Source organism: Archangium lipolyticum (assembly GCF_024623785.1).
Taxonomy (GTDB): Bacteria; Myxococcota; Myxococcia; order Myxococcales; family Myxococcaceae; genus Archangium; species Archangium lipolyticum.
The window spans coordinates 24,412-47,826 of sequence record NZ_JANKBZ010000042.1; the positions used below are offsets into that span (position 1 = coordinate 24,412).

Sequence of the window (23,415 nt, forward strand, 5' to 3'; positions counted from 1 at the left end):
TCAGCCGTGTTGGGGCCCGCGAGGAGGCGGGCCCGCCTTCTGGAGCGTGTAGTGCTCGTCATCGGTGAAGACGCGCGAGCGGATGAGGAAGCGCACGCCCTCGGGCGCCTCCACCGAGAAGCCGCTCCCGCGCCCCTTCACCACGTCGATCGTCAGGTGCGTGTGCTGCCAGTATTCGAACTGCGGACCGCTGATGTAGAAGGGCGTGTCCACGATGGTGCCGAGGAACACGTCCTCCTGGCCCACCCGGAACTCGCCCCTCGGGAAGCACATCGGCGCGCTGCCGTCGCAGCACCCTCCCGACTGGTGGAAGAGCAGCGGGCCGTGAATGCCCTGCATCTTGCGCAGCAGGGCCTCGGCGGCGGGTGTGACGGAGACGCGATCCACGGTCATCGGTAAGACCCTCACCCCACCCCTCTCCCAGGGGGAGAGGGGGCTTGCCACGGGTTCATCCTGAGATGGTCTAGAAGAAGCCCATCGGCTTCGGGTCGTAGCTCACCAGCATGTTCTTCGTCTGCTGGTAGTGCGACAGCATCATCTTGTGCGTCTCGCGGCCGATGCCCGACTGCTTGTAGCCGCCGAACGCCGCGTGCGCCGGGTACAGGTGGTAGCAGTTCACCCACACGCGGCCCGCCTGGATGCCTCGGCCCATGCGGTACGCCGTGTGCGTGTCTCGCGACCACACGCCCGCCCCCAGGCCGTAGAGCGTCTCGTTCGCCATCGCCAGCGCGTCCTCCGCGTCCTTGAACTTCGTCACCGACACCACCGGTCCGAAGATCTCCTCCTGGAAGATGCGCATCTTGTTGTGGCCCTCGAAGATGGTGGGCTCCACGTAGTAGCCCTCCGCCAGCGCCCCGGACAGGCTCGCCCTCCGGCCACCGGTGAGCACCTTCGCGCCCTCCTGCTTGCCGATGTCGATGTACGAGAGGATCTTCTCCAGCTGGTCGTTCGACGCCTGCGCGCCGATCATCGTCGCCGTGTCGAGCGGGTTGCCCTGGACGATCCGCCTGGTGCGCTCGATGGCCTTCTGCATGAACTCCTCGTAGAAGCGCTCCTGCACGAGGGCGCGCGAGGGGCAGGTGCACACCTCGCCCTGGTTGAGGGCGAACATGGCGAAGCCCTCGAGCGCCTTCTGCGCGAACTCGTCGTTCTGCGAGAACACGTCCGCGAAGAAGATGTTGGGCGACTTGCCGCCCAGCTCCAGCGTCACGGGGATGAGGTTCTCCGAGGCGTACTGCATGATGAGGCGGCCCGTGGTCGTCTCACCGGTGAAGGCCACCTTGGCGATGCGCTTGTTGCTGGCCAGCGGCTTGCCGGCCTCGATGCCGAAGCCGTTGACGATGTTCAGCACGCCGGGGGGAAGCAGGTCGCCCACCAGCTCCGCGAACTTGAGGATGGTGACGGGCGTCTGCTCGGCGGGCTTGAGCACCACGCAGTTGCCGGCGGCCAGGGCAGGGGCCAGCTTCCACGCCGCCATCAGCAGCGGGAAGTTCCAGGGAATGATCTGCGCCACCACGCCCAGCGGCTCGTGGAAGTGGTACGCGACGGTGTGCTCGTCGAGCTCCGAGAGGCTTCCCTCCTGGGCGCGCAGGCAGCCGGCGAAGTAGCGGAAGTGGTCGATGGCCAGCGGCAGGTCCGCGGCGAGCGTCTCGCGGATGGGCTTGCCGTTGTCCCACGTCTCGGAGACGGCGAGCATCTCCAGGTTGGCCTGCATCCGGTCGGCGATCTTGTTGAGGATGTCCGCGCGCGCGGTGGGCGAGGTGCGGCCCCAGGCGGCCTTGGCCTTGTGCGCGGCATCGAGCGCCTTCTCGACGTCCTCGGCGGTGGAGCGAGGCACCTCACAGAACGGCTTGCCCGTCACCGGGGTGATGTTCTCGAAGTACTGCCCCTTCACGGGCGGCACGAACTCCCCGCCGATGTAGTTCCCGTAACGGGGGAGGTACTGCACCTTGCTGCCCTTCTGACCCGGAGCTTCGTAGACGGTCGACGACATTCGGACCTCGGCGGTGGTGGGTGTTCTGGCAACGACAGGGGAGAGGGCACCGAGGATAGGCAGGTGCCGCTCCGCGTCATGTTGGAGAACGCGCGCGCGAACGTTCGAAATCCGTCAGCGCACCCCCCGGGAACACCTGGAGTCCCATTCCCATGCCCGGGCCGGGACGCCGCGTGGGCTCCGTTCTCCCGGGGCGCATGCGTGCGTGCGCCACCGCAGGGCCCTCTCGCCCGCGCATGTTGACAGTGGATACATACGGTGTTTACATTGGAAACATGAAGGCGGACGAACCGCTGGAGGAGCCATGGACGGCGAGCTGATACTGAAGATCCTGAACGTGCCGGTGCTGCTGGGCTGGCTGGCGATGGCGGTGGCGCCCCGGGCGCTCGTGACGCGGTGGGTGCTGGAGAGCGACGCCATCCCGCTGGTGATCGGCGCCGTCTACCTGGCGCTGGTGGCGCCGCACCTGCCGGGCCTGCTCGGTCAGTTCGACACGCTGGAGCACATCGGGGCCGCGCTCCAGCGTCCCGGCATGCTGCTCGCGGGGTGGATCCACTACCTGGCGTTCGACTTCCTGGTGGGCCGGGTGGTGCTGGCCGATTCCCAACGCCGCGGCATCCCCCACCTGCTCGTCGTGCCCTGCCTCTTCCTGACGTTCATGCTCGGCCCCACGGGCTACCTCGCCTACGCGGCCGTCCGCCTCGTCACCCGGCGCTTCATGCCGGCTGTCGCCCCGCTTCCCGTGTCCTCCGCTTCCGTCGCCACCGAAGGAGTCCGCTGATGTCCGCCACCACTTCCGCCCTGTCCGCGCGCTCGCTCTGGAACCGGGCCTGGTCGCTCTCTCCGGCCCTCGCCCTCGCCACCGTGGTCATGGCACTCGGGGCCGTGTTCACCACGCTGGGCCTCGTCCTCGACCCGAGGCTCCTGGTGGGCGAGCCCGTGTGGCTCAAGCCGACGAAATTCTACCTGTCGCTCGCCGCGTACAACGTCACGGTGCTGTATTTCCTGTCCTTCCTCTCCGAGCGGAAGCGGCTCGTCCGGATTTCGGGCGGCATCCTCGCGGCGGCCGGCGTCCTCGAGATGGTCGGCATCTCCCTCCAGGCGGCGCGCGGGGTGCGCAGCCACTTCAACATCGCCACGCCCTTCGATGCCTTCATCTTCAGCGCCATGGGCGTCACCATCACGGTGCTCTGGGTGACGATGATCGTCCTCGCGATCGCCCTGCTGCGTGCGCGGCTGGCGGATCGTCCGCTCGCGTCGGCGCTGCGCATCGGGTTCATCGCGGCGGTGATTGGCTGCGGGCTCGGGTTCTTCATGACGAACCCGAAGGCGGCGCAGCTCGAGGCCATGCGGAGCGGGCAGGGGGTGGCCGAGTCGGGTTCGCACACGTTCGGCGCGGCGGACGGCGGCCCGGGACTGCCCCTGGTCGGCTGGAGCACGGAGGCGGGTGACATGCGGCCGGCGCACTTCCTCGGGCTGCACGGCATGCAGGTCCTCCCGGTGCTCGTGGTGCTGCTCGCGCGCCGGCGGAACCTCTCCGAGACGCAGCGGCTGGCCGCCGTCCGCGCCGCGGGGGTCGCCTACATCGGAGTGACCCTGGTGCTCGCGATCCATGCGCTCCGGGGCCTGCCCCTCATCCGCTGGGACGCGGTGGGGTTCGCGAGCCTCGCGCTGGTGGTCACGGCCGCGCTCGCCACGGCCGCCGCCACGCTGCTGCGGCGTCAGCCGGTCGCCGCCACCGTGGCCTGAGAGCCAGGAGACGAGCCCTCGGCGGGCGGCCCGTTTCCAGCCATCACATTCATGGACTCCCTACTCTTTACCTGGGGGCTTTCCGTCGATGGAGGTTGGAGGCCATGGAGCGCGTCACGGCCGTCGTAGGTGCCACGGGGCTGCTGGGAGGAGCGATCTGCGAGCGCCTGCGGGCATCGGACCTGGCGGTGAGGGCCCTGGTCCGGCCGACCTCGGCGCCGGACCGGGTCGAGCGCCTCGGAGCGGCGGGAGTGGAGTTGCGGCGGGGGGACTTGAAGGACCGGTCCTCGCTCGATGAGTTCTGTCAGGGGGCCCGGGCGGTCATCTCGACGGCTACCTCCACGGCCTCGAGACAGGCGGGAGACTCGATTCAATCGGTGGATCTGGACGGACAGCTGGCCCTCGTGGAAGCCGCGAGGCGCGCGGGAGTGGAGCATTTCGTCTTCGTCTCTTTCGCGCCCATGGAGGTGGACTTCCCCCTCCAGCGGGCCAAGCGCGCGGTGGAGCAGGCGCTGATGCGGAGCGGGATTCCTCGCTACACCCTCCTCCAGCCCACCTATTTCACCGAGGTCTGGTTGAGCCCTGGCCTGGGTTTCGATTTCCTGAATGCCCATGCGCGCCTCCTCGGGAGGGGGCTCGGCAGGCTGAACTGGATCTCCTTCGAGGATGTGGCGCGTTTCGCCGCCGCCGCGCTGGAGAATCCGCGAGCCTGGAACGCGGTCCTCCAACTCGGGGGGGAGGAGGCACTCGGCCAGCTCGACGTGGTCCGTCTCTTCCAGGAGCGGAGTGGACGCCACTGGACGCTGGAGTCTGTCCCCGAGCAGGTGCTTCGCGAGCGGTTCGAGGGGGCCACCGACCCGCTCCAGCGCTCCCTGGCGGCGCTGATGCTCCACGTCGCGCTCGGCGGCCCGATCAACCCGGGACCCGCCATGGAGGCCCTGGCACTACGCCCCAGCCGGGTCCACGACTACGTGGAGCGCGTGCTGGCCGGACAGCGGGGGTCCCTCGTCGAGGAGAGGCCCTGAGCGGCTGCTGCGCCAGGCCCACCCTGTCGGTTCTCCGACACGTCCATCACCCCGCCAGCTGTTCTCGTGTGCGCCGCCTCCGCCCGGCCTGCCCTGGAGCCTGCCATGCCTCTCGGGCTCCCTTGTCACACCAGGGTCCGACGCCCACTCATTCACCACGGATTCCGGGGGTGCGATGGTGTGGACCTCGACAGTCGTCGAGCCGGCGGGTGCCATGCGGTCGCCAGCTCACAAGTCCCATCTCATGGGGACGCACCGGCTGATTCCTCCCGAGGAGACGCTCCGGAGGGTGTGTCCCCTCATGCGGGACATGGGCATCACGCGCATCGCCAATCTCACCGGCCTGGATTGGATAGGTCTTCCGGTCGTGGCGGTGTACCGGCCCAACGCGCGCTCGCTGTCGGCGTCGCAGGGCAAGGGGATGGACCTGGCCGCGGCGCGAGCCTCCGGATTGATGGAGGCGGTGGAGTCCCATCACGCCGAGCACGTCGACCTGCCGCTGCGGCGCGCCAGCTACGACGAGCTGCGGGCGAGCCATCCGGTGGTGGAGGTGGACGCGCTTCCGCGCCTGTCGGTCAACGCCTTCCACCCGGCGATGCGGCTGTTATGGGTCGAGGGGCGTGACCTTCGGGACGGCTCGCCCCTGTGGTTGCCTTTCGAGTTGGTCCACACGGACTTCACCCTCCCGCTGCCCGAGGGCAGTGGCGCGTTCCTCATGAGCTCGAATGGACTGGCCTCCGGAAACCATCCGCTGGAGGCCATCAGCCACGGCCTCTGTGAGGTGGTGGAGCGGGATGCCACCACGCTGTGGCACCTGCGGAGCGAGGAGTCGCAACACCCGACGCGATTGGACCCGGGCACGGTGGATGACCCGGTCTGCCTCCAGGTGCTGGAGCGCTTCGAGCGGGCCGGGATGGAGGTGGCCGTCTGGGAGACGACCACCGACGTGGGGCTGGCTTCCTTCTTCTGTCTGCTCGCCGAGCGCTCGCCGGAGCCGCTCCGGTTCCGTGCACCCACGACGGGGGCGGGCTGTCATCCGGCTCGGGAGATCGCCCTGCTGCGCGCGCTCACCGAGGCGGCCCAGGTGCGGCTCACGCTCATTTCCGGTGCTCGCGACGACATGGGGGTCACCCGCTGTTACGACGCCTTCCGGGACCCGGCCGTCTGGCGCCATCAGGTGGAGCGGATGCGCCGGGAGCCGCCGGTCCGGTCCTTCCAGGACGTCCCCACCTTCGCGGGGCGCTCCTTCGAGGAGGACGTGGCGTGGGAGTTGGAGCGGCTGGCGGCGGTGGGGCTGCACCAGGTGGTGGTGGTGGACCTGTCCCGGCCCGAGTTCCGCATCCCCGTGGTGCGGGTGGTGGTGCCCGGTCTGGAGGCGCTCCACGACGCGCCCGGCTACGTCCCGGGTCGCCGGGGCCGCGAGGTGCTGAAGGAGCGCTGCCAATGATCTACGTCTTCGTGGGGCCCACGCTGCCCGAGCGGGAGGGGAGGCGCGAGCTGGAGGCCGTGTTCCTTCCGCCCGCGGCCCAGGGGGATGTCTACCGGGCCGCGCTCGAGAGGCCAGCGGCCATCGGTCTCATCGACGGCTATTTCGATGGTGTCCCCTCCGTCTGGCACAAGGAGATCCTCTGGGCCATGGCCGAGGGCATCCCGGTCTTCGGAAGCGCGAGCATGGGGGCGCTGCGAGCAGCGGAGCTGGCCTCGTTCGGCATGGAGGGCGTGGGGGCCATCTTCGAGGCCTTCCAGAGCGGTGCGCTGACGGATGACGACGAGGTGGCCATCGCGCATGCGCCCGCCGAGGATGGCTTCCGCCCGCTGTCGGAGGCCCTGGTCAACATCCGGGCCACCCTGGCGCGCGCCGAGCGCGAAGGCGTGGTGGACGCGCCGGTGCGCGGAGCCCTGGAGCAGCTCGCCAAGGAGCTCTACTACCCGGAGCGGGGCTGGCCGGCCCTGCTCGGGCGGGCCGAGGACGAGGGCTTGCCACCCGAGCCCCTGCGGCGGCTGCGGGAGTGGCTGCCACGGGGCGGGGTCGACCAGAAGCGCGCGGACGCACTGGCCATGCTCCGCCGGATGCGCGAGTACCTGGCGGCCCGACCCGGACCCAAGCGGGTTTCGTACACGCTCGCCCAGACCGATGCGTGGGCGGAAGCCCGCAGGTGTGCCGGGCGGCTCGAGACGGGTCGCCGGGAGGAGAGCGAGCCGCTCCCACGGGAGGCGTTGCTCGAGGAGCTGCGGGTCGGCGGCCTTCTTCCCCGGGTGCGGGCCGGAGCCCTGGCGCGTGCCCTGGCCCTGGAGGAGGCCCGGCAGCGGGGCGGTGAGATCGAGCTGTCGGCGGTGCGGCGGGTCTGTGAGGCATTCCGTCGCGAGAAGGGACTGGGGGAGCTGCGTCGATTCGAGCAGTGGCTGGTGGCGCAGCGCATCTCCGAACCGTTGAGATTCTTCCGGGATGAGGCGTGGGTACGCCAGACGGAGATGCTGCACGCCACGGAGGTGGAGCGGTGCCTGCCGGATCACCTGCGCTCGCTCGGCATCTACGGGCCGCTGCTGGACCGTGCCTGCCACAAGGCGCGGATGCTCTCCCGCTCCGGTCTGGAGCACCCCGGGCTCGAGGAGGCCGGGCTCGACGAGGCGGCACTGTGGCGCTGGTACTTCGTCGAGCGGCTGGGACGGCCCGTCCCCTCCCAGCTCTCGCTGTACGCACGCGGCGCGGGTTTTGGTGGCGAGGACGAGCTCCGGCGCGCGGTGCTGCGGGAGCATTGCTTCCTGCGCCTGGAGCAGGAACTCGCCGAGCGGGTGGGCGAGGAGTGAGCGAGGACCAGGTCTACCGGTCAGCGGGCTGACGGAGGGGCCACAGGGGAACGGATGAAGGCACCCCTTCGCTCCGGCGCCTGCCGTATCCCACGGTCTCCCTTGTCACATCCAGTGCCCGCTCCTCATTCATGAGAGACGACCAGCGTGGTGCCTTCGCGCGACTGGACGGGCGCGCGGGCGCTAGCGGGAGCGGAGCCGTGGACCACGAAGAATCCTTGCTGAAGAGCGAGCCCTTCGAGCCCCGGTCCCTGGGTCCCTACCAGCTACAGGGGGTTCTCGGGCGCGGGGGAATGGGCGTCGTCTATCTGGGACACCATCGGGACCGGAATGAGCTCGTCGCACTGAAGACGGTCCGGGGGGCGCTCGAATCCCCGTTGACCCGTCTCCAGTGGGAGGTCCGGATGCTCGGCCGCATCCAGCACCCCGGGGTGGTCCGGATCCTCGACAATGGCATCTCCGGTGGGTTGCCCTGGTATGCGATGGAGCTGGTGAAGGGCCGCACGCTCCAGCACCTCATCGAGCGCTCCTGGCGTGCCGAGGAGCCTCCGCTCGATGCCGCTTCCCCGGAGCTGCCCGTGCTTCCACTGCTGAAGCTCGTGCGGAGCTTGTGCGCGCCGCTGGCCTACCTGCATGGCTGTGGTCTGGTCCACCGTGATCTCAAGCCCGGGAACGTCTTCGTCCGCGAGGATGGGTCGGTGGTGCTCGGAGACCTCGGCGTGGCGGCGGCCTTCAGTGGTGCCCACGGGCGCGAGCTGCTCCAGGTGGACGAGGCCAGGCTGGGCACCCTCCTCTACATGGCGCCCGAGCAGATCCTCGGTGATCTGGTGGACGCCCGTGCCGACCTCTACTCGCTCGGGTGCATCCTGTATGAGTGCGTGACCGGTTTCCCTCCCTTCGTGGGGGTCACGAGCAGGGCCGTCCGCAAGCAGCATCTCCGGCAGCCGCCCACTCCTCCCTCCGCGCTCCTCGAAGAGCCACTTCCGGAGCGGCTGGAATGGCTCATCCTCAAGCTGCTCGAGAAGCGTCCCCAGGACCGGCTGGGCTACGCCCAGGATGTCGACCGGGTGCTCGGGGAGTTGGGGGTGGAGGCGGTGAGGCCGGCGCACCTGCCCAGGCCCCGGCCCTACCTCTACCGGTCCCTCTTCACGGGGCGGGAGGATGCGGTGCGGAGCCTCCGTGCCAGGCTCGACGCCCTGAGCCAGGGCCGGGGTGACCGCGTCTTCATCGGTGGCGGCAGTGGCGTGGGCAAGACGCGGTTGGCCATGGAGATGGCCCGCGAGGCCGTCTTCAGCGAGCTGACGGTGGTGACCGGCGAGTGCATTCCGCTCGGGCTCTCGGGCACCCGGGTGGTCGCCACGACGCGGGCCTCTCCGCTGCACCCCTTCCGCCCGCTGCTGACCCTGGTGGTGGACCGGTGCCGCGCCTGGGGTGAGGCGGAGACGGAGCGGATCCTCGGGCCGTGGGGCAAGGTGCTCGTCCCCTTCGAGCCCGCCCTGGATTCGCTTCCCTGTCTGCGTGAGCGGCCTCCTCCTCCTCCCCTGGCCAACAACGAGGCCGAGCGCGCGCGCATCTTCACTTCCCTCCAGGAAGTCCTCTTCGCCTTCGGCGAGGAGGAGTCGCTGCTGTTCATCCTCGATGACCTGCAGTGGGCGGACGAGCTGACGTTGAGCTTCCTGAAACAGCTTCGATATGAGGATCTGGCCGAGCGGGGCGTGTTGCTGCTGGGCACGTACCGCATGGAGGAGCTGCGCGAGCCCCTGCGCGAAGTGGTGTCCGCGAGGGCCCTGCACCTGGAGCTGGGGCGGCTCGACGAGTCGAGCATCCGGTCCATGGTCCGCGGCATGCTGGCCCTGGACTCACTGCCTCCGGACTTCGACGGGCTGGTGCTCCAATCCGAGGGCAATCCCTTCTTCGTCGCCGAGTACCTGCGAGCCGCCATCGCGGAGGGGCTGCTGTACCGCGACGCCTCCGGGCGTTGGCGGTTGGACGAGCGGGCCCCTGGCTCGCTCGAGGCGCTCGCGCTCCCCGAGTCCATCGCGGAGATCATCAACCGGCGCCTGGGCGGTCTGGATGCCCGGGCCCGTGTCATGGTGGAGCTGGCCGCCGTGCTCGGGCGCGAGCTCGACGCCGAGTTGTTGCTGAGCACCGTTCCGCTGAGTGAGCCGGCGGGCCTGGAGGCCCTGGAGACGCTGCGGGTGCGGCAGGTTCTCGAGCACGTGGGGGGAGGCCGGCTTCGCTTCATCCACGACAAGCTGCGCGAGCTCACCTACGCGAGCCTGCCCCCCGAGCGGCGCCGCCAGCTCCACCATCGGTCCGCCGAGGCTCTCGAGCAGCGCCACGCCCGGGAACAGGACTTCGCGCTGTTGTTCCCCAGCCTGGCCCACCACTGGGCGAAGGCCGAGGTGCACGAGCGGGCGAGCCGCTACTTCCGTCTGGCCGGCGATCGCGCCCGGGCCACCTATGCCAATGGCCAGGCGATCTCCTTCTACCAATCGGCCTTGTCCGAGGCGGAGCTGCTCCAGGGCCCGGACGAGGACTTCCGCTACCTCCACGAGAGTCTGGGAGACATGCTGGCCCTCAGTGGACGGCAGGAGGAAGCGCGCGCCGCGTATGGCGAGGCCCTGGCCCGGCTCTCCCCGGACCAGAAGCGCGAGCGCGCTGGCCTCTACCGCAAGGTGGGCAAGACCTGGGAGACGCACCACCAGCACGAGGCCGCGCTGCGCGCCTGCGACGAGGCCGAGGCCGCGCTGGGCCTGCCCCCTTCGGAGCCCGGTGAGGCTGGAGCGGAGGAGGCCGCGTCCGGCTGGTGGCACGAGTGGGTGCAGATCCAAGTGGAGCGCATCTGGGTCTACTACTGGATGGGAGGGGTCGAGGAGATGGGTGCGCTCATCGACAAGGTCCGCCTTCCCGTGGAAGCACGAGGCACGTCCGCGCAACGCGCGCGCTTCTTCCAGGCCATCCTCCTGTGGGCCTTCCGGCGTGAGAACTACGTCCTTTCCGCCGGGACGGTGCACACCGCCCGGCAGGCGGTGGAGGCCAGCGAACAAGCCGGGGACCTTTCCGAGCGGGCGACGTGCCGCTTCTTCCTCGCCTTCGCCCTGTTGTTCCACGGGGACCTGGAGGAGTCGGAGCGGCAGGGCCTGGAGGGGTTGCGGCTGGCGGAGCGGGTGGGGGACCTGACGTTGCAGTCACGCCTGCTGACGTACCTGCTGCAGGTGTACCGGCGGCGGGGTCTGGTGTCCGAGGCGCGCGTCTGGCTCGAGCGGAGCCTGCGGGTCGCGACCGAGGCGCGCATGGACGACTACGTGGGCGCGGCCCTGGCCACCCGGGCCTGGGTGGCTTGGAGGGAGCAGCGCCTGGAGGATGCCGAGCGGGACGCGCGGGACGCGGTGGAGCGCTGGCGGAAGCTCGCGGCGCGTTACTCGCACTTTGGCGGGCAATGGCAGGCGTTGCTGCTGCTGCTGGCGCTGGAGTCGCGGCGCGGTGAGGTGGAGGAGGCGGTGGAGCGCGCGCGCATGATGCTGGACCCGACGCAGATTCCCCTGCCCGAGCCACTGGCCGGTGCACTGAGGGCAGCGCTCGAGGCGTGGGGTCAGGGCCAGCGGCAGGCGGCGCTCGAGCACCTGCGGCGTGCGGTCGGGATCGCCGGGGAGTTGCGGTTCCTATGAACACCGGAGGGAGGTATCTCGGATATGTCGAATGGCGTTCCCAGTGAGTTGCAGGTCTCACGCTTCCTCATCCTGCGCACCTTCAGAACGGTCAAGCCGGAGAAGATGGCGGTCTTCATGAACGCCATCACCTGGCAGGCGGCATGGCTTCGGCACCACTTCAAATGGGTCCGGGTGTTGGTGGGCTATGCCTTGACGGATATTCCCGAGCGCGTCCTGGAAATCTATGGCATCCCGACGAACGATCTCGAACGCGCGCAGAGGATCCTGGAGAAGCTGCGCGCGCAAGACGAGTATCAGGAACTGAAGGCGTGTTGCGATGAGGGGCGAGAGGGGGACGAGGTGGACGGGGTGTTGCTCCCCGCGATGCAATACAAGACCTTCCTGAAAGACTTCATGGAGGAGCACATGAAGCAGCTCGGCCTCGAGAACAGTCGAAGGCAGCTCCAGAGGGAGCGTGAGGCGAACAGGATGCAGCTCGCCCGGTTCGACAAGCTTCAAGCCGATCTCGACAACACCCGGAAGAGGCTGGCCGGGGCTCGAGATAGACTCTCGGGTCCTCAAGGGACGAGTGCCGTCGCTGATGCGGACGCGAGCAGCGCGGCACGCCAGGAGGTCTCGCGTCTCGAGAAGGAGGTCCGTTCTTTCGAGGAGCTCATCGCCAGCCTGCCCACCCGCTCCATCCTGAACGACAGGGAGAAGACCTTCCTAAGGAGGTTGAGCGACGTGGAAAAGGATTTGAAAAAGTCCAAGGAGGATCTCAATCGCCAGTTGGATGCCATTCGCGTCCCGGACTACTTCCTGAACGTCACCATCAAGTTGAGCCACGACGCGCTGCCGGCGTACATCCAGGAAATGACGATGCTGCTCGAGGAGTTCGCCTGGGACTTCATGGCAGCCGGCGAAAAGCTCCCGCTACCCGCGGACGTGGTGGCTCGGGTCCCCACCGGACACGAGATCATGCACATCTGGAGGTTCGGGGATGCCAATGACCTCTACAGGCAGATGGTGGGGCTGCGGGAGAGCAGGCGCTACTCCGCCGTCAGGCGGCTCCTCACCGACACCGAGAGACAGATGCTGATGTGTGATTGGGAGGCGATTTCGAAGCCAAAGGCGAAGAAGAAGAAGAAGAACCCCGTTCCTTCACGGTGAAGGCAAGGAGGCGTGATGGAAAACCAGCCCGATGTGACAGGAAACCCGCAGCTACCCGAAGAAGACGACGAGGAGCTCCTGCGCCCCCGCCCGCCAGGCATGGATGACCTGGTGATCCTCGGCAGGGATGACAGGTTCTATTGGCTCCAGAAAAGTGAATATCAGAACAAGAGCCATGAGATCGACACCTCCATGATTGGCCAGGCCATGCACCTGGTGGAGCAGGGAGTGATCCTGGCGGATGTTCCCGTGGGCAGCATTCCAGGGGTTGGGGCCCAGTGCTTCCTGGTGAACCTGGGGGGCATCCGGCGTCCACCGCCGAGGCCCGGAAAGCCCATCCAGCACAAGCCAGCGGAGGGCCCGCAGCCCATCGATCCCAATGATGACTGCCTCAAGGTCCCCGCGCCTGGGATCGATGATCTGGTGATCCGCGATCGGGACGGGGCTCTCTTCTATTGGGTCAAGAAGTGCGAGTACCAGAACGAGGGGCACGAGCTCGAACGGTTCGATCCCATCCTGGAGGAACAGGTCAGGCTCCTGACGAACCAGGGCGTGGTGCTCGCGGATGTCCCCGCGCACAGCTTCCCTGGCGTCGATGACATGGGCTGCCTGGTGAACCTGAAAGGCATCCATCGGCCCGAGCTCAAGCTGGAAGAGGAGGAGGAGGAGGGTTGACTCACCAGGCAGGGCGGACGCGCACCCGCATGAAGCCATCCCACCAATAGGTGGAGAGCACCTCGATGACCGTGCCCGCAGGGAGTGACTCTCATGTGCGGATGCTCCTCACGAGGCCCCGCGGGGCTCATCCCCACGCTTCTCGTCGCGAGAAGCTGGAGAGCCCCCCTGGCGCCGCCAAGAACGCGGGCTCGGGGTGGGGCCGCGATGGCGAAAAGTCTGACAATCCTGTCAGGGTCTCGTGCTCACCGAGGCATCAGAGGCGTGAGCTCTCAGGGGGTTCGAGGGCTGGCCTGGCGTTTGCTTCGCCCGGGCGCCATGCGACACCTCATCATGGGCATCTTGGCGGCGGTCATCTTCTCGGGCTGTGGAGAGTCCAAGGACGCCGTGCAGGATCGGATGGAGTCCTTCGCGGACGAGCAGGAGGGCAGGGAGCGCGTCATCGAGCTGCGTGAAACGGATCCGGCCCGAGGGCTCGTCATCCACTGCCCCCTCCATGTGGTCTGTGACGAGAACGACAGCTACCGCCTGTACAAGCACGACGCGAGCGGCATCCACCTGTCGCTCAGCTTCGATCCCATCGTCGTGAAGGACATGACGCTGGATTCCTTGCGCGAGCACCTCGAACACGTGAGCTACGAGCTGAGGGCGGTGGAGGGTCTCGAGGCCGCCGGCTGGCGGATCGGCACGCGCAGCGTGGTGCACCGGGCGGGGCAGCCGGACTTCCAGGTGCAGCTCACGGGCCTCCAGGATGGACGGCTGCGGGGGGAGATCCGCACGGCCATCGTGAATCTCGTCGGCCGTCAGACGGCGGACGAGGCTTGTGAGCATCCTCCGCAGGATGCCCCGCTTCCGGATCATTGTTACGCCAGCGCCAGGACGAACATCCCGCTGCGCATCGTGTTCGACCTCCCCATCCAGGAGGGAGTGCTCGACTGCCGCGGCGGCCAGACGCCGGGGTGCGGCTGACGGGGGCGCACCTGTCCGGAGCGAGCCGGTCGTCCGCTCCGTGGCCAGGGATGGGTGGGGGGTCCCCTCGGAATGGCGGAAGGTGTCCGGGTCCGAGGCATGATGGGCCCGGACGCGCGGGAGGTGACGCATGGCGCAGGTGCTGGTGGTGGACGACGAGGTGAAGCTCGGCAAGCTCGTGGCGGAGGCGCTGGAGCTGGACGGCCACGCGGTGACGCGGGTGACGGGCGGACGCGGGGCGCTGGTGGAGCTGGCGCGCGGCGGCTTCGACGTGGTGCTGACGGACCTGCGGATGCCGGAGGTGGACGGGCTGGAGGTGCTGAAGGCGGCGCAGGCGCTGCCCACGCCGCCCTCGGTGGTGATGATGACCGCGTACGGGAGCGCCGAGAACGCGGTGGCGGCGATGAAGGCCGGGGCGGCGGACTACCTCACCAAGCCCTTCGCGATGGACGAGGTGCGGCTGCGGGTGAGGCGGCTGGCCGAGCAGCGCGCGGCGGAGACGAAGAGCGAGCGGCTGGTGCGGCGGCTCACGCCGGACCTGGTGGCGGAGAGCCCCCGGATGAAGCAGGCGCTGGGGGCGGCGCGTCAGGTGGCGGCGAGCGACGCGAGCGTGGTGCTGCTGGGGGAGAGCGGGACGGGGAAGAGCCAGCTGGCGAGGCTCATCCACTATTCGAGCAAGCGCGCGGCGGGGCCGCTGGTGGAGGTGCACTGCGCGGCGCTGCCGGAGACGCTGCTGGAGGGGGAGCTGTTCGGCCACGAGAAGGGGGCGTTCACGGGAGCGACGGAGCGCAAGGCGGGGCACCTGGCGGCGGCGGACGGGGGGACGCTGTTCCTGGACGAGATTGGCGAGGTGACACCGGCCACGCAGGTGAAGCTGTTGCGCTTCCTGCAGGAGCGCGAGTTCGTTCCATTGGGCAGCACGCAGGCGCGCAAGGTGGACGTGCGCGTGGTGGCGGCGACGAACAGGGATCTGGTGGCGGCGGTGCGGGAGGGGAGGTTCCGCGAGGACTTCTACTACCGGCTGAACGTCTTCAGCATCGAGGTGCCGCCGTTGCGCGAGCGCAAGGAGGACATCGTGCCGATGGCGCGGGCCTTCCTGTCGCGCAAAGGGCTGCCGGCGTCGAAGCTGTCGAAGGACGCGGAGGCTCGGCTGACGGGATACGGGTGGCCGGGCAACGTGCGCGAGCTGGAGAACGCGCTGGAGCGCGCGCTCATCCTGTCGGGGGAGGGAGACATCGCGGCGGAGCACGTGGGGGCCGGGGGTCCCTCGCTGTCGAAGGGAGGAGGCAAGGCGGTGCGGGCGGCGGACGTACTGGGCGAGGGCTTCAACCTGGATGCCTTCGAGCGCGAGCTGCTGTACGCGGCGCTGGAGCGGGCCGGGGGGAACAAGACGGCGGCGGCGAAGCTGCTGGGCATCACGCGCAGGCGCCTCTACTCGCGCCTGCAGAGCCTGGGCGAGAAGGTGACGGAGACGGAAGGAGACTGAGTTGTTCTTCACTTCGCTCATGGCCTTCGCGTTCGGGTTCATCGGCTCCATTCCGCTGACCGGTCCGATCGCGGTGTTGGTGTTCTCCCTGGGGGTGCGCAAGCGCTACGGCGTGGCCGTGCGCGTGGGCCTGGGGGCGGCGCTGGCGGAGGCCCTCTATGCCACCGTGGCCTTCTGGGGCTTCACGACCTTCCTCGCGGACAGGCCCGTCATCCTCCCCATCTCGCACGGGGTGAGCGCCGCCGTGCTGGCGCTGCTCGGGGTGTACTTCTTCCGGTGGAAGCCCGAGGCGGAGGAAGAGGTGGCGCCCTCCAGCCGGTGGCACGTCACGGGCTTCCTGCTCGGCTTCACCCTCTCCGCGCTCAACCCCACCCTGCTGGCCACGTGGAGCGCGGCCGTCGCCTTCCTCTACTCGCGGCAGCTCTTCACCTTCTCCGAGGTGCTCGCGCTCCCCTTCGGCGCCGCGGCGGGCGCGGGCGTGGCCTGCTGGGAGCTGCTGTTCGTCTGGCTGCTCCGCCGCTATGAGGACCAACTACCGCGCTCCGCGTTGTCCTGGGTGGTGCGGGCCATGGGGCTGCTGCTCCTGGCGGCGGCTTTTCTCGCCGGGCGAGACCTCGTCCGGGAACTGGCGGGAGCCGCTCGCTGATGAGCGGTCCGGCCCCTTGATTACCCAATCAATATTAGTTAGTTGATGCTAGCTAACTAACGGGTGGGCGGCGCGATGAGACATCTCCGACGGGTTCTGCACGAGAAGACTCTCGCGGGTGCGTTGAGAGGGGAGGTGCACCTGCGAGGCGTGGATGTCGTCATCCTGGTGTCCTGCTCGCTGGCGGCCCTGGCGCTCGCGGGGCCGGCGCGGTGGGCGCCCGGGGCCACGGAGTCCTCGGTGTATTTCCTGGCGCTCGCGCTCGGGCCGCTGGTGCTGCGGACCCTGGAGTCCACCTTCCCCCAGCACCGGATGCTGGCCTTCGTGGCCTCCTTCTGGCTGCTGCCGGTGTTGAGCGTGAGCCACGGGCTGCTCAACCCCCTGGTGGATGCCATCACCCCGGTGCTGCGCGATGCCCAGCTCGCCGCCATGGACCAGCTGCTGCTCGGCGCGCAGGCCTCGGTGCTGCTCGGGCACATGGTGCCTCCGTGGCTCACGGAGATCCTGATGGTCTGCTACTACGGCCACTTCATCTGGCCGGTGGCGCTGGCGGGGGTGCTGTACTTCACCGGGCAGCGGAGCTCCTTCGACGAGTACCTGCTGGCGCTCAGCCTCTTCTTCTCCTTCAACTACTTCAGCTACGCGCTGGTGCCGGCCATCGGCCCGCGCTACTTCCTCTCCCACGCCTTCTCCGAGCCCCTGGTGGGACTGTGGCTGACGCCCTTCCTGGACTCGGTGATGCGCACGCCGCCCTTCGCGCGGGACTGCTTTCCCTCGGGGCACACGGGCGTCACGCTGCTGGTGCTGCTGTATGCCTTCCGCTTCGAGCGGCGCGTCTTCCGCGTGATGCTGCTGCCGGGCCTGGGTCTCATCGCGGCCACCCTGGTGGGACGTTTCCACTACCTGACGGACCTGCTGTGCGCGGTGCCGTTGGTGTTGGTGGTGGTGGGACTCGCGCTGGTGTGGAGCCGGGCGGGCTCGACGTCACAGTCCTCTCCCGAGCCTCGCGCGGGTGTCCGGACGGCGTAGAGTCGGGGCCATGAACCGGCCCCCCCTTCGCTTCTTCTTCGACTACGTCTCGCCGTACGCGTATCTCGCGTGGACACAGCTGCCGGCGCTGGCCGCGCGTCACGGCCGCACCGTGGAGCTGGTGCCGGTGCTGTTCGCGGGGATGCTCAACGCGCTCGGCACGACGGGACCCGCCGAGGTGCCCGCGAAGCGCTTCTACATCTACAAGCACACCCGGCGGATCGCCCACGAGCTCGGCGTGCCCTTCGTCATGCCCGCGAGCCATCCCTTCAATCCATTGCTCGCGCTCCGGGTGACGGCCGCCGTGGGGGACGCGGAGGCCCGGCACCAGCTCGTCTCCGCGCTCTACGCGGCGGTGTGGGCCGGGGGCGGAGGTCTGGTGGAGCCGGAGCGGGTGCGCGCGGTCGTGGCCTCGGTGGGGCTGGATGTGCGGGAGCTGCTCGAGGCGGCACAGTCGCCGGCCGTGAAGGACCAGGTGCGCCGCAACACGGAGGAACTGCTCGCGCTGGGGGGCTTCGGCGTCCCCACCGTCGTGGCCGATGGGGAGCTCTTCTTCGGTGTCGACTCGCTGGGCCACCTGGAGCGGTTCCTGCGCGGAGAGGACCCCATCACCCCCGAGGAGATGGAGCGCCTGCGGAACCTGCCCGTCGCCGCGTCACGCATCTGAGTCCGGGTCGCGCGCCTGCTCGCCCGCTGGGGGGGGCGGAGGGGATGATAACCAGGGCCTATCAGCCAGATGGAAACGTTGTCTTGGCGTTATGAGGCCCTGGCGCACATCCTGATTGCACAGAGGCCGACGTGTGTGGGCCGCTGGTGCATCAGGAGGAAGGCCATGGTCGCGGCACTTGCTGGATTGGGATCGGGAGCGCTTCACGCCATCTCGGGACCGGATCACCTGCTGAGCCTGGCCCCTCTCTCCCTGGGCATCCGCCGGAAGGCCTGGCGCGTGGGGCTGGTGTGGGGGCTGGGGCATGCGCTGGGTACGCTTCTGTGTGTGGCAGCGGTGGCGGTGGTGGCCGCGGCGCTGCGGCTCGACATCCTGGCGACGTGGGGCGAGCGCCTGGCCGGGGCCGCGCTGGTGGTGACGGGGGGAGTGGGCCTGCGCCGTTGGCTGATCCGCCGCACACCGGGCAACGGAGCGGGCGCTTCGGACAAGGGCGCGGCGAGCACCTGGAGCGTGCTCTCCATCGGTCTCATCCACGGCCTGACGGGCGCGGCGGCGGTGCTGCTGCTGCTCCCGGCGGCGGTGTCCGCCTCGCGGATGTGGCAGGCGCTGTACCTCGGTGGCTTCGTGTTCGGCAGCACGCTGGCCATGGCGGCGCTGACGGCGGCCCTGGCGGCCGGCTCGAGCGCCATGCCGAAGCCCGATGCGCTGCTGCGGCATGTGCCGGGAGTGGCCTCGTTCGGTTCGGTGGTGCTCGGGAGCTGGTGGATGCTGGCGTGAGGCGGTCACATCACCCCGAGGAAGGCCGGAGTGGACCGGGTCTCCCTCGGGGTGACGTCTGGCCTTCAGTGTTCGGCCCTCTTCCACGACGAACGGCCTAGTTGTTGACGGTGACGTACAGAGCGTTGCCAGAATTCAGCGGGGCATTGTTGTGGACGTTGATGGGGGTGCTCTCGCAGGGCCCGTTCAGGACCACGGTCTGCCCCGGCGGGACCGTCACCACCCTGTCCCACGCGTACCTCGGGCACCAGACGTGGGCCTGCACATCGACTCCGCTGACGTTGTTGATGAAGATCGGGGTCTGCCAGAACCAGTTGCTGGCGAAGGTCTTCGTCTCCTGCGGGTAGACGAAGTCGGAGGTGGCGAGGGCGTGGACGTCCGGCGCCTCGTCCTGCCCCTGGGCCTCGTCCGGCACCTGGGGCTCGCCCTGCTGCTCCTGCGGAGCCGGCTGCTCGGTCGGCTCGGGCATGCCCTCGCCGCAGGCGCCCAGCAGGGAGGCGAAGGTCAGGAAGGTGAGTGCACGGAAGCAGGACCGCGGCGAGACAATGTCATTCTTCTTCATGAGTCGTTCCTGGGTTGGTGTTGTTGTGATTGCGAGCGCCGAGGACCGCTGTGCGACCTCATCCGGCAATCACATGAAGAAGACGTGGGGCTTCAGGATTGTTACCCACTTTTGTTTTCCGGGAGTGGCTTCCCGCGCCTCGCGCCTACTTCACCTGTTCCAGTCTGCTGTAGCTGGCGGTCAGGTCCCGCTTCAGCGTGGCATTCGTCGGGTCCGCTTCGGACAGCTCCCGGTTCAGCGCGAGCGACTTCTCGTAATGCCCGCGCGCCTCTTCGAGCCGGCCCTGCGCCCGAGCCACCTCTCCCAGTCTGTTGTAGTTGATGACCAGGCCCCGCTTCAGCGTGGCATTCGTCGGGTCCGCTTCGGACAGCTCCCGGCTCAGCTCGAGGTCCTTCGCGTAGTGCCTGCGCGCATCCTCGAGGTGGCCCTGCTCGTGAGCCACCTTCCCCAACCTGCCGTAGTTGATGGCCAGGCCCCGTTTCAGTCTGGCATTCGTCGGATCCGCTTCGGACAGCTCCCGGCTCAGCGCGAGCGCCTTGCCGTACTGCTCGCGCGCCTCCGCGAGCTGGTCCTGGGCCTGTGCCACCTTTCCCAGCTTGCTGTAGCTGACGCTCAGGCCCCACTTCAGCGTGGCATTCGTCGGTTCCGCTTCGGACAGCTCCCGGCTCAGCGCGAGCGCCTTCTCGTAATGCTCGCGCGCCTCCGTGAGCTGATTCCGCGCCTGGGCCACTTCTCCCAGCTTGTCGTGGTTGACGGCCAGGGACCGCTTCAACGTGGCATTCGCCGGTTCCGCTTCGGACAGCTCCCGGCTCAGCGCGAGCGCCTTCTCGTAATGCCCGCGTGCCTCCGCGAGCTGGTCCTGCGCCTGCGCTACCTTTCCCAGCCTGTTGTAGCCGATGGTCAGGCCCTGCTTCAGCGTGGCGCTCGTCGGTTCCGCTTCGGACAGCTCCTGGCTCAGCGCGAGCGCCTTCTCGTAATGCCCGCGCGCCTCCGCGAGCTGGCCCTGGGTTTGAGCGACATCCCCCAGATTCGAGTGGATGACGGCGAGCTCCTGTTTGTAGATGGGCTCATCTGGATCGGACGCGAGCAGACGCTCGATGATCGCGAGTGCCCGGCCGTATTCCTCGCTCGCGCTCACCGTGTTCTCGTGGCTCATGGCCACATCACCTCGTTGCAGGTGATTGCGGATGCTCTCGAGCTGGATGTCGGGTTCGTCGGTCGCTTCCAGGCTCTTCAAGAGCCCCTCCACTCCCTGCAACAATTCCTTGCGCACGGCCGCCGTGCCAGCGATGGGCCCCAGCTTCTTGCTCGTGACGAAGTGGATCTGCCTGGCCAGGCTGACCGCCTCTTCCAGGCGGTGCACCGCCATGGCCCGCTGGCGCGAGGCATAGAGGGCCAGCCCCGCGAACACCACCATCCCCACCGCCAGCGCCGCGCCCACGCACCACTGCCGTCTCACCCTCCGCCGCTCCCGCGCCTCGCTGGCTTCCAGGAACTCCCTCACCGAGGCCGTCAGCTGTCCCAGGTGCTCGCTCCGGATGCTGCGCGCGTACCCCAGCCGCGCCCCCGTCGCCAGGTACGACTCGCCCCGGTCCGCATCCTTCCGGTGCCCCTGCCAGGCCTCGGCCATGGCTTGCAGCTCGCGCCACTGGAGCAGCCGTTTCCGGTTCTCCTGGAGCCACTTTCGCAACCGCTCCCACCGGCGGATGAGTGCCTCGTGCGCAACCTCCACCCAGGCCCGGCCGCCGCCCTCCGTCTCGCTGCCCCGCGTCACCAGACGCTCGGCCACCACCTTCTCCAACACCCGATCGAGGGCGGCCCGCGCTTCCTTCTCCTCGGGCCACACCTCCTCCAGCCACGCCCTCCGCCGGCTGTCGGGTCTCGTCTCGTCTCCCAGCGACACCAGCTCCGCCAGCAGCCGCCTCACCTCCTGGCGCTCCTCCTCCCTCAGCGCCTCGTAGAGCCGCTCCGCCGTCTGGGTCAGGCTCCCCGCCACGCCATCCATCTCCTCGTAGGCCCGGTGCGTCAGCCTCCTGCCTTCCCGCCTCCGCCACAGCAGGTCCAGCGCATGCTCCAGCAGCGGCAGCGCTCCCGGCTCCTGCCCCACGTCCCCGCACAGCCGCTCCACCAGCCCCGCCTCCAGCTCCAACCCCACCGCGTGTGCCGGCTTCTCTATCGCCTCGGTCAGCTCCTCCGGGCTCATCTGGGCCACGAACAGCCGGTGCTCCTCGGCGTACACCACGGTGTCCAGTCGCGTCTGCTCATCCAGCACCACCTCTCCGCAACGCTCGAAGTGGTCCACCCGCAGCGTCACCACCACCACGCACCCCAACTCCGGCTCCCTGGCCAGCGCCCACACCGCCCTCATCAACGCCTGGCGCTCCTCGCTTCCCAGTTGTGTGAACACCTCCTCCAGCTGGTCCACCACCAGCAACAGCTTGCGCTCCGGACGCGCCTGCCTCAGCCGCCGCACCTCCTCCACGACCTCCAGCAGGTTGGCGCTCTCGCCCGTCGGCGGCGTCTCGTGGTCCCACAGCCGGTGCAGCCGGTGTTGCAGCTCCAGCAGTGCGACGGAGCGTCCCTCCACCGCCGCCGGCCTGGTGCGCACCAGCTCGCCGGGCCTCACCACCACGGAGTCCCACTCCTCCCGTGGCAGTTGCGGCACCAGCCCGGCCATCACCACCGAGGACTTACCGGCCCCCGAGGCCCCAGCCACCACCTGGAAGCGTGGCCGCTGGCCTCGAGCCGCTTGAGTCACCCGCCCCAGCAGCTTCGCCTCCAGCCGGCCCCGCCCGAAGAAGAAGCGCCTGTCCTTCGGCCCGAAGGCCAGCAGGCCGCGGTAGGGCCGCAGCACCACCGGCCTCAAGTCCGCCTCTCCCTCCCGGCGCGCGTACAGCTGCAGTGAGGCCCAGTCGAAGCCCTTCGTCTCCACCCTCAGCCGGCGCCGTACCGCCCCCAGCGCCTCCTCCAACGAGCTGGAGTCCACCAGCAGCTTCTCGTACAGCGTCTCGGCCAGCAGCACCGAGCCCTCCATCGACAACGGCAGCCGCGAGGCCACCACCATGTCGATGCCGGCCCTGTGCAGCTCCTGCGCCACGCTGCCCAGATAGCTGGCCAGCCTGCCGCCATCTCCGCCATGGCAGGCGCACAGCACCACCATGCGCAGCGTGTCCGCGTAGGGCGTCAGCACCGCCCCCAGCGCTACTCCGTCCACCAGCTCCCGGGTACCGCCCCTGGCCTCGGGCGCGTTCCACGCCAGCCCATGGTGGCCCGGGCCCGACGTCTCCAGGGGTGCTCCGTGGCAGAGCACGTGCAGCACGGACACCGGCTCCTGCGCTTCCCGGGCCTCCCTCAACTTCTTGTCCAGGCTCTCCAGCGACACCCTCGGGAGCACGTCTCTCCGCGAGTCGAAGGCGAAGCCTCCCTCCCGGCTGGCCTTCTCCAGCGCCCGCAGGTGCTTGTCCTCCGGCACGCCTCCCCCCGCCTCCGACCAGGCCAGGAGCACCCGTCCCTCGTGCGCCGCCTCCCCGCGAGCCCCTTCCTCCCGCTCGCCGGGCCACTCGTAGCGCAGCGTGCACCCCGGCACGTCCGCCAGGTGTCGCCCGCTACCCTCGAGTGTCACCAGCTCCCAGGGCAGCGAGTACAGCTCCGCCGCCGACGAGCGCATCACCAGCCGCAGCTGCCTTCCCTTCCAGCGCCCCTGCTCCAGCCGCTCCTCTTGTCCCCCCCAGTCCAGCACGTCCAGGAAGCGCCTCATCCGCTCCCCCAACCGTCTGGCGATCTCCCCGTCGGGTCTTCCCCCGGTCAGCGCCGCCAGGTCTCCCATCAGCTCCCCCCAAGGGAGGCTGGCGCGCTTCACTCCCCCCTCTCCTTCCCTCACCAGGTAGTCCCGTTGCCCCTGGTGGAAGTCATGGGCATCCTCGGGACTGTCCGCGCGTGACAGCTCCAGCACCAGCTCGTAAGGGCCGGCCTCCGGCTCCCCGCGGTGGTCGGACTCGGGCCGTGGGCTCTCCGCCTCCAGGTGTGCTGCCCTCATGTGCAATCCCCCTCGCTTGCGTTCCTCGAAGAGGACGCACGGCGGCGGGATTGTTACCTGCACCCATTTCCCGTGGGTTTTCCGCCAGGCGGGCGGCCCACGTTGTTTCCAGCACCGCTCCTGGCCCTCTCCCCCCCCCACGCTCATGTGAGAGGGCCAGGAGCGGTTTA

Annotated in this window: 18 protein-coding genes; 14 read left to right on the plus strand and 4 right to left on the minus strand. The window is 69.0% G+C overall.

Annotation, left to right across the window (positions count from 1 at the left end; translation table 11 throughout):
- Positions 1 to 393: a DUF779 domain-containing protein gene (locus NR810_RS46640; RefSeq protein WP_257462204.1), complete on the minus strand. Its 393-nt coding sequence runs from the start codon at positions 391 to 393 to the stop codon at positions 1 to 3.
- Between the two features lie 70 nt (positions 394 to 463).
- Positions 464 to 1,993: an aldehyde dehydrogenase gene (gene adh / locus NR810_RS46645; RefSeq protein WP_257462205.1), complete on the minus strand. Its 1,530-nt coding sequence runs from the start codon at positions 1,991 to 1,993 to the stop codon at positions 464 to 466.
- Between the two features lie 304 nt (positions 1,994 to 2,297).
- On the opposite strand from adh, the gene NR810_RS46650 reads away from it, so the two are divergent.
- The 14 genes from NR810_RS46650 (at position 2,298) to NR810_RS46715 (ending at position 18,647) form a co-directional block, all read left to right on the plus strand.
- Complete coding sequence (locus NR810_RS46650; RefSeq protein WP_257462206.1) at positions 2,298 to 2,774, plus strand: ABA4-like family protein; 477 nt, start codon at positions 2,298 to 2,300, stop codon at positions 2,772 to 2,774.
- On the plus strand, positions 2,774 to 3,742 hold the full coding sequence (locus NR810_RS46655) for a hypothetical protein (RefSeq protein ID WP_257462207.1): 969 nt from the start codon (positions 2,774 to 2,776) through the stop codon (positions 3,740 to 3,742). Before NR810_RS46650 ends, NR810_RS46655 begins: the two co-directional genes overlap by 1 nt.
- Positions 3,743 to 3,846: 104 nt before the next feature.
- On the plus strand, positions 3,847 to 4,767 hold the full coding sequence (locus NR810_RS46660; protein WP_257462208.1) for an SDR family oxidoreductase: 921 nt from the start codon (positions 3,847 to 3,849) through the stop codon (positions 4,765 to 4,767).
- Positions 4,768 to 4,981: 214 nt separating this feature from the next.
- Positions 4,982 to 6,214 (plus strand): YcaO-like family protein, encoded by a 1,233-nt coding sequence (locus NR810_RS46665; RefSeq protein WP_257462209.1) that lies wholly within the window; start codon positions 4,982 to 4,984, stop codon positions 6,212 to 6,214.
- The gene (locus NR810_RS46670; protein WP_257462210.1) at positions 6,211 to 7,575 is read left to right on the plus strand and encodes a TfuA-like protein; all 1,365 of its coding nucleotides are present in this window, start codon (positions 6,211 to 6,213) and stop codon (positions 7,573 to 7,575) included. The genes NR810_RS46665 and NR810_RS46670 overlap by 4 nt, the downstream gene beginning before the upstream one ends.
- A 200-nt stretch (positions 7,576 to 7,775) precedes the next feature.
- A complete protein-coding gene (locus NR810_RS46675) occupies positions 7,776 to 11,246 on the plus strand; it encodes a serine/threonine-protein kinase (RefSeq protein ID WP_257462211.1) in 3,471 nt (1,156 codons plus the stop codon).
- A gap of 117 nt (positions 11,247 to 11,363) precedes the next feature.
- On the plus strand, positions 11,364 to 12,398 hold the full coding sequence (locus NR810_RS46680) for a hypothetical protein (RefSeq protein ID WP_257462212.1): 1,035 nt from the start codon (positions 11,364 to 11,366) through the stop codon (positions 12,396 to 12,398).
- A gap of 15 nt (positions 12,399 to 12,413) precedes the next feature.
- Positions 12,414 to 13,073 (plus strand): hypothetical protein, encoded by a 660-nt coding sequence (locus NR810_RS46685; RefSeq protein ID WP_257462213.1) that lies wholly within the window; start codon positions 12,414 to 12,416, stop codon positions 13,071 to 13,073.
- Between the two features lie 333 nt (positions 13,074 to 13,406).
- Positions 13,407 to 14,042, plus strand: coding sequence for a hypothetical protein (locus tag NR810_RS46690; protein ID WP_257462214.1), 636 nt, complete (start codon positions 13,407 to 13,409; stop codon positions 14,040 to 14,042).
- 130 nt (positions 14,043 to 14,172) lie between these two features.
- Complete coding sequence (locus NR810_RS46695; RefSeq protein ID WP_257462215.1) at positions 14,173 to 15,528, plus strand: sigma-54-dependent transcriptional regulator; 1,356 nt, start codon at positions 14,173 to 14,175, stop codon at positions 15,526 to 15,528.
- 1 nt (position 15,529) lies between these two features.
- A complete protein-coding gene (locus tag NR810_RS46700) occupies positions 15,530 to 16,174 on the plus strand; it encodes a LysE family translocator (protein ID WP_257462216.1) in 645 nt (214 codons plus the stop codon).
- Positions 16,175 to 16,249: 75 nt separating this feature from the next.
- On the plus strand, positions 16,250 to 17,203 hold the full coding sequence (locus tag NR810_RS46705) for a phosphatase PAP2 family protein (protein WP_257462217.1): 954 nt from the start codon (positions 16,250 to 16,252) through the stop codon (positions 17,201 to 17,203).
- A 10-nt stretch (positions 17,204 to 17,213) separates the two neighbouring features.
- A complete protein-coding gene (locus NR810_RS46710; protein WP_257462218.1) occupies positions 17,214 to 17,870 on the plus strand; it encodes a 2-hydroxychromene-2-carboxylate isomerase in 657 nt (218 codons plus the stop codon).
- A gap of 165 nt (positions 17,871 to 18,035) precedes the next feature.
- Positions 18,036 to 18,647, plus strand: coding sequence for a hypothetical protein (locus NR810_RS46715; protein ID WP_257462219.1), 612 nt, complete (start codon positions 18,036 to 18,038; stop codon positions 18,645 to 18,647).
- 97 nt (positions 18,648 to 18,744) lie between these two features.
- Here NR810_RS46715 and NR810_RS46720 read toward each other — a convergent pair whose 3' ends face one another.
- A complete protein-coding gene (locus tag NR810_RS46720; protein WP_257462220.1) occupies positions 18,745 to 19,209 on the minus strand; it encodes a hypothetical protein in 465 nt (154 codons plus the stop codon).
- A 145-nt stretch (positions 19,210 to 19,354) separates the two neighbouring features.
- The gene (locus tag NR810_RS52440) at positions 19,355 to 23,245 is read right to left on the minus strand and encodes an nSTAND1 domain-containing NTPase (RefSeq protein WP_306819087.1); all 3,891 of its coding nucleotides are present in this window, start codon (positions 23,243 to 23,245) and stop codon (positions 19,355 to 19,357) included.
- Between the last annotated feature and the right edge of the window lie 170 nt (positions 23,246 to 23,415).